Raw genomic sequence first — 12,245 nt, forward strand, 5'->3', positions numbered from 1 at the left:
GGCAGTGACTCACGTGAGTCACTGGGTCGGTTCTCAGGGGGGGGCAGGAATGGCGGAGCTGGAAGACTGGGTGTGCGAGTTCGGGGGGCTGGTAATGGGCCGTCCCGACTCCGCCATTTCCCTTGTGGCCGTCGACGGCTTGCTGTCGCTTCCGGATATCCGCACGGCGGATCTGACCCTTGTTCAGCGGCACGGGCTGTATCCGGGTGACGACTACATGAACGGCCGTGCGGTGACGCTGACGCTTGAGGTGTACGGCAGCACGCCGCAAGAGTTCTCCGAAGCGCTGAGCGCCGTCTACGCGGCCTTTCGCCCGGCCCAACGGGAAAGGCCCCTGCGGTTCCGGTTTCCCGGCGTGGCGGGCGGCCGGACGGCCTTCGTGAACGCACGCACCCGCAAGCGAAGCGCACCGCTTGACCTCAACTTCGCGCATCGGGTCTGCAACGTGGTGGTGGAACTCTTCGCCACCGACCCCCACATATACGGGGATGCGCTGGTCTCGATGACCCTTGACAGTCCGTGGGAAGGGTCGGAGCCCAAGCTGAGGTTCACTCAGGCCGGGTCGGTTCCGGCGCTTCCCGTGATCGTGCTGGACAACGCCAAGAACATTGTTCTGACGGACGAAGTGACCGGCCGGACCTTCGGGCTTACCTATGGCGGAAACGCCACCGTCAACAGCGAAACGCAGCGGGTCACATCGGATGCGGGGACGGACTTCACCGACCGTGTGACCCCTGGTTCGTTCTGGCCGGAATTCGAGTACGGAGACCACCGGCTGACCCTTTCGAGTGAGGCAGTCACGCGCGCCACCACGGCGCGCATCACGTGGCGGAACAGGTGGGTTTAGTGACGGCCGCTTACTCCGTCGTTCAGACGGATCTCAAGACGGGCAATGTCGTTGCGGTGCTGCCGGTGACCGGCATCAGCTTTACGCACTCGCTGAACGCTGCGGGCTCAGCGACGATAGGTGTTCCCCTCTTCGCCCCGGAAGCCGACCCGGAGTCACTGAGCCCCGGACTGAGCGGGCTTGTCGTCGTGCGTGACGGCTTGCCCGTGTGGGGCGGGATTCTGTGGACCCTTGCCGCTGACATCGCGGCGGGAACGCTGACGCTCAACGCGTCCGGCTATCACTCGCACTACCAGGGGCGGCACTTCGTCAACGGCTGGACGGCCAAGACGAAGGAACAAGCAACGATTCTCAAGGACTGGTTCGCCTACTTCAACGCGGACAACGGCATTGGCACCGACACCAGCCAGGTTGCGAGCACGGGCCACAAGCGCACCACGGTATGGACCCGCTACGAACTCAAGAACGCTGCCGAAGCAGTCGAAGAGCTTGCCGACAATATCGGCGGTTTCAATTTCCGGTACGTGCCTTACTGGGTGACTGCGGGCAAGCGGGTCGGGCATCGCTTCGTCATATCCAGCCGTTCCGGCGCAGCCGTCTCGCACACGCTGACGCACCGCGCGAACTGCAACGTGACCGGCGTCAGTTACGACAGTACGGCGCTGTGTACCGTCGCCTACGCGACCGGCGCTGACAAGGGCAACGGGGAAAAGATCGTTGGCATCTTCGAGAACCCATCACTTGCCGACCGGATGCCTGAACGCGTAGCCGTGGGCTCATATTCAGACGTCAAGGAAACCCTTACGCTCCTAGACAAAGCACAAGCCACTATCAACGCCGGGGCCGTACCGGTCGCCATTCCTGAGCTGACCCTTTACCCCGACCTGTTCAGCCCCCTTGACTTCGTGCCGGGCGATTACGCGGCCGTGGAAGTCGATGCGGGGTACGTGGCGCTGTATGACGAATTCGTGGTCACGGAGTGCGGCACCACGATTGACGCGAACGGAACCGAAACCATCAAGCTCGCCCTTGCCAGTAAGGAACTGTGGAGCAATGCCAACCCAAGCTAACGTCGTGCCCCCGTCCCTGGTCAACGAACTCTCCGAACTCAAGCGGCGCATAGCGGCCATTGAGCGAGCCCCAGCACCCGTCAACAGCTTTGACCGGTATCCGGCCGTCGAGTGGGCCGCTCAGGGCCGACCGGCTGTCGGCGGGAACGTCTGGTCATCCGTGAGCATCGCGAATGCTACGGGCCTCACGTTCGACCGTGTGGAATGCAAGTTCATTACAGACTTCCTTTACACCGGTAAGCGGGAAGCCGAAGTGCGGCTAGCGGCATTCCGGCATACCGGCAAGGCAGAACGAGAGATCGTCAGCGCGTCCAGCGTCCTCAACCTGACAGGCCGGACCGAACGGCGTGTTGGCTCAGTGGTCCTGCGCTGGGTGCACGGCATTCCCTTCGGATGGGACTACGCCGACGACACCACCATTTACACCATCGAGCTACAGCACCGGTACAAGGCAGGCCCGGAGCCCTACGAGCGAAACCGACTGCAAGTGTTCGGCATGTGGAAGCGCGAGAAGGACGAGCCCGCTGACACCGAAGGTGCCTTTGCCATCTCCGACGGCAACGGCGGGTGGCGCTGGGTCACCTACCAGGCAGGGGACAACCGCTCACTTGTCGGGTACGTGACCATTCCCGACCAGCCCAGCGACAACGACCGTTACGGCTCTTACAGTCTCAGCTCCATGCAGTACTGCGTCGGACTGCCGCAGGACCGAATTCCGGAAGCGAGCCCCAAGGGCTGGGCATGGGTCAAGAACAGCGGCGCTTCCTGGGGTCGTGACCCGGACATCACAGAGCCGTATTTCAGTGTGTAAGGAATCACCCCATGGACTTCGCCCGACTCTACGGAGCGGCAGAAATCGCCATCCCCATTCTCGTCTTTCTGGCTATCTCGCTGCGGAAGTTCCGCGCGGGAATGGAAGCGTCATGGAAGGAAGAGGCGGAAGCCTACCGAAGCAAGTCGGAACGGCAGTCGGAAGAGCTTGCCAGTCTGCGCGAAGAGGTCCGCGCACTACGGCGCGAGAACGCGGAGCTTCGCTCTCAGATCGCTGAACTCCTGAGCCGGTAACTGAACACGCACACTCGCAGAGCAGTGACTCACGTGAGTCACTGCTCTGTCTCACTAGGGGGCTGTATGGCGCTTGCGCTTCCGGAAGGCATTCCAACCGTGGTGGTCCACGGCACGTATCTGGGGCCGGACGGCCGACCTCTCACCGGGACGGTCACGTTCTCCGCCCCCGCATTGCTCACCTTCCCGCAGTCCGACGTATTCGTTGCCGGTCCGGTCGTAGCGAACCTCACGGAGAACGGCCGCTTTGAGGTTCGCCTACCGGCAACCGATGCGCCGGACATGAACCCTTCCGGCTGGTCCTACGTCGTCAAGGAGAATCTTTCCGGCGTCATCGGGGGCCGCACCTTCTCCATGCTGCTACCGGCCAGCGTGCCGGAAGTCGACCTAGCGGATATCGCACCTGCCGACCCGACCACCCCCACTTGGGTACCGGTTCCCGGCCCCCAGGGCGAGACGGGGGAACAGGGTCCTACGGGGCCGGTGGGACCGGCCGGACCAGTCGGACCCGAAGGCCCGAAGGGCGACCCCGGAGACGGCAACGTCAACACGGTGAACGGCAAGCTAGGCCCGGATATCACGCTGAACGCTGCCGACGTCGAAGCAGTCGCCAACAGTGGCGGATATTCGCGCATGGACGGAATGCTGCACATCGTCTATGCGGGCTCTAGCGCAGATGTGTTCAAGGCGTCCAACGCGGACCAGACGCTCTACACCGCAATCCAAAAGAATGCCGGGCTTATCGCTACCGCACCGGCCACGTTCAACGATGCGCGCGTTGGGGGTGCTGGGGCATCCTTCGGCGGTGGCTCAGGCGGAGTCATGGCGTTCGGCAACGCGGCCGAACCCCCGACACTCAACCCCACCGGGGCCGTCTTGTGGGCAGAGGGGGGAGCGCTCAAGGTCCGGCAGAGCGACGGGGCTTCCTTCCCCCTCGTTGACGCCGTGCCGTCTGCCGCTAGGGGTGCCGCCAACGGCGTAGCCTCCCTGGACGGTTCGGGCAAGGTACCGGCCACACAGCTACCGGCTATCAGCGGTGGCGCGGCGAACACGTGGACTCCGCAAAGCCTGGGGTTTCAGGCGTGGTCGGTCGACCCTGCCGCAGTAGCCAACCCGTCCGCGAAGGCGGCCGTGGTCGGACGCGTCTACCTGTGCGGTATCAACATCACAGAGGCGACTCAGGTAAACCGCGTGGTCATCTTCGCCCGTGGCTGGGGCGGTTCAGACCTCATTCCGGGAGCGCGCTTCTACGCGGGCATCTACAGCGAAGCGGGCTCGCGCGTCGCGACTTCCGGTCAGGTGTCCAACCTTCCCGCTGCCGGTCAGCTCGCGGGCACCGCCCCCGGCGCGAAGAACAACCACATCGGGGCCGTGCCGGTTCCGCTGACCGCAACTGCCACGCTGCAACCGGGCCGGTACTGGGCCGCATTCCTGGTATCCGCAGGATCGGCCACTGACTTCTATTACATGCACATACAGAACGAAGCCCCGTCGAACCCCGGAAACTTCTTTCTCGGCAGCACCTTTCAGCGGCACTGGTGCATTCCGAGCGGCCGGACATCATTGCCGACCACCGTCAACCAGGCCACGGGCGAAGTCGGGCTAGACCCGGCAATCATGGCGCTCGCCATGCTCTAGCAGTGACTCACGTGAGTCACTGCCCCCTCGCTCCGCCGAGCACGCCGGGCGGAGCTTTTCACTTCCCAAGGAGGCAAACCCCATGAAGTTCGTCACGCGCGCACAGTGGGGCGCACGCAAGCCCCGTAACGGCCATAAGGCCGTACCCGGAAACCGGGGCGTCAAGATTCACTATCTCGGCACCCGGTACGACACGGACGACCATTCGACGTGCGCGGCGTACATGCGCAAACTTCAGCGCTCACACATGGACGGCAACGGATGGGCCGACTTCGCGTACAACCTCGCCGTCTGCGAGCACGGATACGTGTTTGAGGGGCGCGGCAAGAATGCGCAGAACGCAGCGAACGGGAACACGGCACTGAACCGGGGTCACTTTGCGGTTCTCGCGTTCGTCGGCTCTTCCGGACACAACAGCCCCACGGCGGACCAGGTGGCCGGACTCAAGGACGCGATTGCCTATCTGCGTCGCCATGGTGCCGGTAAGGAGGTCAGGGGGCATCGCGACGGATACGCGACCGCATGCCCCGGACCGGCGCTGTATGCCCTGGTCAAGTCCGGAGCGCTTGCGCCCGACAAGGGGGCGGGCGGGGGCGGGGCGTCCGGCACGTACACCGTGAAGCGGGGCGACACGCTCTCTTCCATCGGTTCCCGGCTTGGGGTCAAGTGGCGGACGCTCGCTGACCTCAACGGCGTTCGCGCCCCGTACCTGATCAAGCCGGGCCAGAGGCTCAAGACCAGCAAGCCCAAGCCCGCATACCAGCCGTTCCCCGGAACGTCCTGGTTCAAGCGGTACCCCCGGAGTCCGATCGTGACGGCCATGGGCAAGCGCCTTGCGGCTGAGGGGTGTTCCGCGTACCGGTCTGGTCCTGGTCCTCAGTGGACGGACGCTGACCGGCAGTCGTACGCCAAGTGGCAGCGCAGGCAGGGATACCGGGGTGCCGACGCTGACGGCTGGCCCGGCAAGACCACATGGGACGCGCTGAAGGTCCCCCGTTCGTAACTCTGGGTGCATCCCGCGGGCCGCAAGAATCCATAAGAAACGGACATTCGGGCGGCCGGTGAGCCCCAGAATCCATACGCACAGTAACCTAAAGGAGATTCGCTCATGACCTTCGTCAAGGACCACGCAACCCGCCTCTACGCCGTACTGGTCGCCGTGCTCGCCCTACTCGCGCACTACGTGCCGTCGCTTCCGTCCGCTCTCATCCTGGGTGTTGCTGCGGCCGTTCTCGGTACCGGTGAAGCTGTCCAGCGCGTTGAGAACGGCAAGACCCTGGACGCGCTTGAGACGGCCGGAATCGTCGCCCGTCACCGCAAGCCGTAACCAGGGAAACCCTTGCGCTCCCGTGGATAGGGACAGCCGCTATCCACGGGAGGCAAGCCCCATGGGCTACCCGCACATCGCCCTACTTGGCCGCGCACGCTCAGGGAAGGACACCGTTGCCGCACGGCTGGTAACCCGACACGCGTACACCCGCGTTGCCTTCGCTGACCCGCTCAAAGACATGAGCCTGAGCCTTGACCCCATCGTTGCCTACGAGCCGTCCGGGTACGGCCCCCTGCCAACACGACTGAGCGCCGTTGTCCAGCGCATCGGATGGGAGCGCGCCAAGGATGAGTTCCCGGAAGTCCGCCGCACGCTACAGCGGGCCGGGCAGTCCATGCGCGAGCATGACGCCGGACACTGGCTCAGTCTCGCGCTGGACAAAGTGGCCGTGGCCGACACATGGAACCTGCCCGTGGTGGTGACTGACTGCCGCTATCCGAACGAGGCTGCGGCGCTCAAGGCGCGCGGCTTCAAGCTGGTGAGAGTCACCCGTCCGGGTGTCAGCAGTGGGGCCGACTCGCACGAGAGCGAGACCGCGCTAGACGGCCATCCGGCCGACGTGTCCATTGCCAACGTCGGTACGCTCGATGACCTCAACTCCCTTGCCGACGCGCTGACCTGAACGAACGTCACCCAATCTTGAGAGCCCCTTGCCTGCATCGGTGCAGGTAGGGGGCTTTCTTGCGTTTGAGGCAGTGACTCACGTGAGTCACTGCCTTGCGTGCGCGTGTGCGCGTGTGCCACTGTTGGCCCCGCAAGGCACCGCACGGGGCGGGGCCGGGACCAAAGGGGTAGGGAACATGGCGGCTGCCAAGCTCAAGCTGAGTGAGGTTCGTGGGGACGTCACCATTGGTAGCACCGGGGCCTACTCGGGAACGCCGCACGCGCTTCGTCTGGTTGATGGCAAGTGGTCCCCCTACTGCCCGACCCGCGCCAAGAGCCCGTTCAAGTCCTGGGGTGCTGCGCACGAACAGAAGGCGACTCTTGAACTGTGCGTGAAGTGCAGCGCGCTTGTTCCTACCGGCCCCGTGACCGTGGCGCATGAAGAGGTTGAGATTCCTGGTCTTGGCCGCACTGTCACCGCGAAGGTTGTTAAGCCCGTTGAGGGCTCCGAAGGCACCACCGACAAGAAGGAAGATGCCGCAATGGCTCAGACTGCGACCGCCGAGAAGACCGACCCCCGTGACGCTCAGGTTGAGGAGATCCGGGCGAGCATTGAGCGCCTGCCATCGCTGATCATTGAGGGCAACGCCGAAGGGGCGGAAACCCTCAAGGCGGAGATTGAAGCCGCTGTCAGCGTACTCAAGGGCAAGGGTGTCGCTGCCCTCAAGGCTCAGCTCCGCAAGGAGCGTGGCGAGAAGATCGAAGCGGCGGAGAAGGAGCGCGACACGAAGGGGGCGGAAATCGCCACCCGAGAGACCAGCACCGAAGCGGCGGAAGCCGACGAAGAGATCAAGAAGCTGGTTGCTAAGGGAAGTCAGCGGGTCAAGGAACTCGCGGTCAACAAGTTCAAGGGTGGCCACGAGATCGCGGAATACATCTTCGACATCCGCCGCCGCATCACGACCGTGGACGGCGTCCTTGACCTGAACGCGGACACTGACGCGGGCCGTCAACTCTCCGGCCGGGTGTACGACTCGCTGACTGAGAACCTGCCCGAAGAGGGCGAAGACGAAGCGGCCGACGCGATCCGCGCTGAGATTGGCAGCATCCGGAAGAGCGCCCGTAACGCCATGGTGGACGTGCGCGCCCGTTACCTCAAGTCGCTGGACCACTCGCCGGAAGAGGCGAAGCACTGGCAGCACGCCTTGGACGCTCACCCGGACCTCAAGCCGTCCGAAGCGGTCGCCAAGTTCCACGGCTACGAACTCCGCACCCGTGCCGAGATCGCCAAGGAAGCCCGCGAAGCGAAGAAGGCTCTTGAGGACAAGCAGAAGGCACTTGCCGCCAAGGTTGAAGCGGGTGAACTGAGCAAGGAGGACGCGGAAAAGCAGCTCGCGGAAGAACTGTCCGACGGCGAGAAGAGCGGGAAGGAAAAGGCCACCGAAGCTATCGAGAAGATCAAGAAGAGCGCCATCCGGATCGCGAAGAGCGCCAAGAAGACCAAAGACGAAGTTGAGCGGGAAGAGATCCTTGACGCGCTGATCTCCGCGATTGCCGATATCCGCAAGGAAGCGAAGAGCTGACCGGCCAACCGGCCACACGGGAAGTCCCCGACTCGGCACAGCGAGGGTCGGGAACTTCCCCTTGGGGGTGGCAGTGACTCACGTGAGTCACTGGGGGAGGCGGCAACGGGGACACCTTGAAGCCCTGAGCGCCCACCTGAGCGCCTTCTAGCCCCGTCCGGCCCCGTGGTCGGGCGGGGCTCTCTCATGCCCGCAGACGGCTGCTCAGAGCCTTGCAGCGGTAAGCGCGGGTCGCGCGGGAAACCCTTGCGCTCCCCAGTAGGTGACAGACACCTACACGAAGGGGGTACGCGTGGGACGCGTACGCACAATCCAGCGCGGCGGCAGTCGCTTCTACGTCCACCCGGAGCGGCCGGAAATCAAGGTGCCCGGCGTTACCAGCGTGGTCGGGATGCTGCCTAAGCCATTCCTGATGTTCTGGGCCGCGAAGATGACGGCCGAACTCGCCGTTGACTCACTGCCGTTCGTCGCACAGATGGCAGAGCGCGACCGGCAAGGGGCCGTTGACTACCTCAAGGGTGCAAGCCGTAGGTACACGAAGATGCGCGCCGACGTGGGCAGCGACGCGCATGACCTCTTTGAACGGCTGATCCGGGGCGAGCACGTCGGCAGGGTCCACCCCGACCTTGAGCCCTACCGCAAGAACTTCGTTGACTTCCTTGACGCCGTGAACCCCCGCCTTGAGCGGGCGGAAGATGTGGCGTGGTCGGATGAGCACGGATACGCCGGTTCCTTTGATGCCGTACTCACGGTGTGGCTGGACGATGACGGGAAGCCGACCCCGGACCGGTCCGGTACTCCGCACCTGCTTATGGCGGACTGGAAAACCAGCAAGGACACGTACCCCGACGTTGCCTTGCAGATGAGTGCCTACGCGCACGCCGACCGGATCATTGCGCCGGACGGCACGTCAGAGCCCATGCCGGAATTCGACGGGGCGGCCGTACTCCACATCACGCCCGAACAGTGGGCATTCAAGCCGGTCCGCGTTGACCGTGACGTGTTCTCGTTCTTCCTGGCACTCAGGAAGGTGTTCACGTGGGACCGCGAAGTTTCCAGGACAGTCATTGGCCGCGCCATCGCGAAGAGTGTGGGGCAGCTCACAACAGGAACTCAGCGCCGTGCCCGGTGACAGGAAACCCTTGCGCTCCCAGGGAGGTAGAAGCCCAACTACCACCCGAGAGGCAAACATGAACGCGCTTGAGGTATTCGAGTTCAACGGCTCCGATGTCCGCACGCTGACGCGCGACGGAGAACCTTGGTTCGTCGCTTCTGATGTGGCGCGCGTGCTGGGGTACAGCAACCCAAGTGATGCCATCACAAAGCACGTAGATGCCGAGGATGTGACGCGGGCAACCCTCGCGGTTCGCGAGGGTTCGAGAGTCGTAAGCCGTCAGCGCGCAATGGTCAACGAATCCGGACTCTACGCGCTGATCTTCGGCAGCAAGCTTCCCGCCGCGCGGGAGTTCAAGCGCTGGGTAACGGGAACCGTGCTGCCATCAATCCGGCACACGGGCGGATACGTACGTGACGACGCCACGGCGGAACAGCTTGCGGCGCTGACGGAACAGATTGCCTACCTTCAGCGTGAGGCGATCCCTCCTATGGTCTCGTGGCGCACGGCGGAGGAATTCAGGGGTGGGTACCTGCTTTCCGATGTGGCGAAGGGAATGGGTATCGCCGTGGGGATTCTCCGGGCGGTCATGGTTGCAGACCGGTACCTGATTGCGGACGACGGCGGGGGTCGCCGCAAGTACAAACCCACTCAGGAGATGCGGCGGCGCGGATACCTGACCGTTGACCAGGCGGGGACGGTCCACGTGACGCGTGCCGGTGCTGAGTTCCTGCGGGGGGTCTACGCGTAGGCGGGAAACCGCTGCGCTCTAGGCCAAGTAGAAGGGGCGGACGGAAGGCGGGCGGGTTGCAGTGACTCACGTGAGTCACTGCCCCGGAACCTCTCCCGTTCGCCCCTCTTCAATCCCCGATTTGGAGAGATGCCCGCATGGCGCTGCTGACCATTTTCGACACCGACCCGAACGCCAAGCCCAAGCCCAAGCAGGCGTTCAGCGATGACACCGTGGGGCGCTTTCACTCCGGGCGACAGGTGGACAACCTTCCTGAAGCGCTCTCGGAGTGGCGGATCACCACGGGTGATCCTGTGGTTGCTCAGGCCGTCGCTCAGCTCTTCGGGGGCGAGCCCATCGAGACGGACAGCACGGGCGAGAATTTCATTGACGTTTTCACCGACCGTGAAACCGTGCCTATTGTGCTGGACGGCCCGAAGGCCATTTACGCGGACCTGAAGCTCTGGAACCGAAACAAGCTGGTTCATCACTGTGACGGTTCCGCGTTCCTTTCTCCGGACGAGAAGGCCGGGCGGCCGTGCCACTGCCCGGAACTCTTCGCGGAGCGGAAGCAGGCAGCGAAGGACTTTCTAGGGCCGTCCCCCTCTATCACGGTGACGTTCCGTCTCGCTGATGACCCGGAGCTTGGCAAGTTCAAGTTCCAGTCCGGTAGTTGGGTCATGGCAAGTGTTCTCCACGAATACGAGAACGATCTTTCTGCCATCGACGGCCCCGCGCTCGCTGAACTGACCCTTGAGCTTGTGGAGTACACCATCAAGAAGGGCAAGAACAAGGGGCTGAGCGTCAGCTACTACAAGCCCGTAATCAAGGTGCTCAAGTCGTACAACGACGCCATCGCGGATGAGCGGTAAGCCCGTGACGAAGCTAGACCAGGATGCCCCGTACAACTGGGCACGCGCACTTAAGGGGGCGACCGACGAAACCGTTGCGTCGCCCCTTTGGGGGTTCCCGCCCGAAGCGCGCAAGGCGGTTATCCATGAGCGCCGAAGGCGCTTCGGCGTGAACGATGACGAAGGGCTGGACATTGGCTAAGAGGGGCGTTGTTACGGACTATGCAGGGGAAGAGATATACCCCGGTGACCTCATCAACTACGCGGCCCGGCAGGGGAACCGCGTACGCGTGTCCGACGCGATCGTTGAGAAGGTGACGGCCGTTCTTGAGGGGGGCCGACTTCGCCCCATGCTCAAGGTTCAGCCGACTGGTACGGAATCCGGCTTCACGAAGCGCCGAACCATGCGCGCCGAATGGATCAGCGCGGAACACGCGCGGCTCATCATGGCCAACGCCACGGGCGACGACGACTGACACGGACGCCAGGGCCGGACGGTACCCACTGCGGGCCGTCCGGCCCTTTCTTGTTGGCAGTGACTCACGTGAGTCACTGCGGAAGGGGTGGCATGGACGAAAGGTTGACGGCTGGCACTGCCCCAGCGCTGGGGGATGTGCGGCAAATGAGGAGCGGTGACACGGTGCGGCTCGCGCCGGGGGTCGAGAAGCGGCCCGACTGGTCTAGGTATATCGACGCGATCGGCGGGGCCGTCTCGCGCGGCGCTGACGTTAGGTGGGTGCGGTAATGGGGTTCTGGATTCTGGTAGGGGCGATATGCGTTCTGTGGCTCGCGCTCGCCGTGCTGGTCCTGTACGTGATCGGTTGGGCCGTTGAGTTGCTGGTCCGGGCGCTCTGGCGGTGGCTGCGTGGCTAACCCCAACAAAGCCAAGGGGACACAGTGGGAATCGGACGTGCGCAACTACCTCAACAAAGCGCTAGGGCAGGTGGACGAATACGGCAAGTTCCTTGACCCGTATGACGCTTGCAACGTCCGGCGACCCGCTCAGGAAGGGTCGGCCGACGTAGGCGACGTGCACGCCGTGCCGTTCGTCCTTGAGGCCAAGAACGTGAAGCGCCCGGCAGTGCCAACCTTCCTGCGGCAAGCGGAAGTTGAGGCAGTAAACGCGGGCTTCCCCTATGGGGTCGCGGTGGTCAAGGTGCCCCGGTTGAACGTCCGTCGCGGCAAGGTGCATTTCAGTGTCCGCACGTGGACGCGTGTGCGGCTCGCGCTGGGGTTGCCGTCCCGCATGTTTGCGGAGCGGTACGCGTTCGCCGCTTCGCTGCGGGGGCTGGACACGGGGAAGTGGTACGTGACGACGGAGCTTGAGCACTTCGCGCGGCTGCTGGGGGACGTACGCGCCATTCGTCACACATAGTGAATTCCGCGGCCTCGCCGGCACCTGGCGTACGGGGGT

14 protein-coding genes are annotated in these 12,245 nt (G+C 64.0%); all 14 read left to right on the plus strand.

Features of this window, described 5'->3' with window-relative positions:
• Window positions 1-49: 49 nt before the first annotated feature.
• The 14 genes from ACX6XY_RS03455 (at window position 50) to ACX6XY_RS03520 (ending at window position 12,206) form a co-directional block, all read left to right on the plus strand.
• Window positions 50-847 (plus strand): hypothetical protein, encoded by a 798-nt coding sequence (locus ACX6XY_RS03455; RefSeq protein ID WP_460326163.1) that lies wholly within the window; start codon window positions 50-52, stop codon window positions 845-847.
• Window positions 826-1,917 carry a hypothetical protein gene (locus ACX6XY_RS03460; protein ID WP_460326165.1) on the plus strand — a complete coding sequence of 364 codons (1,092 nt, stop codon included), beginning with the start codon at window positions 826-828 and terminating at the stop codon, window positions 1,915-1,917. The genes ACX6XY_RS03455 and ACX6XY_RS03460 overlap by 22 nt, the downstream gene beginning before the upstream one ends.
• 4 nt (window positions 1,918-1,921) lie before the next feature.
• Complete coding sequence (locus ACX6XY_RS03465) at window positions 1,922-2,728, plus strand: hypothetical protein (protein ID WP_460326167.1); 807 nt, start codon at window positions 1,922-1,924, stop codon at window positions 2,726-2,728.
• Window positions 2,729-2,739: 11 nt separating this feature from the next.
• The gene (locus tag ACX6XY_RS03470) at window positions 2,740-2,982 is read left to right on the plus strand and encodes a hypothetical protein (RefSeq protein WP_460326169.1); all 243 of its coding nucleotides are present in this window, start codon (window positions 2,740-2,742) and stop codon (window positions 2,980-2,982) included.
• Between the two features lie 66 nt (window positions 2,983-3,048).
• Window positions 3,049-4,620, plus strand: a complete 1,572-nt coding sequence (locus ACX6XY_RS03475; RefSeq protein ID WP_460326171.1) for a hypothetical protein — start codon at window positions 3,049-3,051, stop codon at window positions 4,618-4,620.
• Window positions 4,621-4,702: 82 nt separating this feature from the next.
• A complete protein-coding gene (locus ACX6XY_RS03480; protein WP_460326173.1) occupies window positions 4,703-5,623 on the plus strand; it encodes a peptidoglycan-binding protein in 921 nt (306 codons plus the stop codon).
• A gap of 105 nt (window positions 5,624-5,728) precedes the next feature.
• Window positions 5,729-5,947, plus strand: coding sequence for a hypothetical protein (locus tag ACX6XY_RS03485; protein WP_460326175.1), 219 nt, complete (start codon window positions 5,729-5,731; stop codon window positions 5,945-5,947).
• A gap of 61 nt (window positions 5,948-6,008) precedes the next feature.
• The gene (locus ACX6XY_RS03490) at window positions 6,009-6,572 is read left to right on the plus strand and encodes a deoxynucleotide monophosphate kinase family protein (RefSeq protein ID WP_460326177.1); all 564 of its coding nucleotides are present in this window, start codon (window positions 6,009-6,011) and stop codon (window positions 6,570-6,572) included.
• Between the two features lie 178 nt (window positions 6,573-6,750).
• A complete protein-coding gene (locus ACX6XY_RS03495) occupies window positions 6,751-8,136 on the plus strand; it encodes a hypothetical protein (protein WP_460326179.1) in 1,386 nt (461 codons plus the stop codon).
• Between the two features lie 292 nt (window positions 8,137-8,428).
• Window positions 8,429-9,268 (plus strand): hypothetical protein, encoded by an 840-nt coding sequence (locus ACX6XY_RS03500; protein WP_460326181.1) that lies wholly within the window; start codon window positions 8,429-8,431, stop codon window positions 9,266-9,268.
• Window positions 9,269-9,326: 58 nt separating this feature from the next.
• Window positions 9,327-10,001, plus strand: a complete 675-nt coding sequence (locus ACX6XY_RS03505) for a BRO-N domain-containing protein (protein ID WP_460326183.1) — start codon at window positions 9,327-9,329, stop codon at window positions 9,999-10,001.
• 137 nt (window positions 10,002-10,138) lie between these two features.
• Window positions 10,139-10,852: a recombination directionality factor gene (locus ACX6XY_RS03510; RefSeq protein ID WP_460326185.1), complete on the plus strand. Its 714-nt coding sequence runs from the start codon at window positions 10,139-10,141 to the stop codon at window positions 10,850-10,852.
• A gap of 269 nt (window positions 10,853-11,121) precedes the next feature.
• On the plus strand, window positions 11,122-11,307 hold the full coding sequence (locus ACX6XY_RS03515; protein ID WP_460326187.1) for a hypothetical protein: 186 nt from the start codon (window positions 11,122-11,124) through the stop codon (window positions 11,305-11,307).
• A 389-nt stretch (window positions 11,308-11,696) separates the two neighbouring features.
• The gene (locus tag ACX6XY_RS03520; protein WP_460326189.1) at window positions 11,697-12,206 is read left to right on the plus strand and encodes a hypothetical protein; all 510 of its coding nucleotides are present in this window, start codon (window positions 11,697-11,699) and stop codon (window positions 12,204-12,206) included.
• Window positions 12,207-12,245: the final 39 nt, after the last annotated feature.

The sequence above is a fragment of the Streptomyces sp. O3 genome, assembly GCF_054788135.1.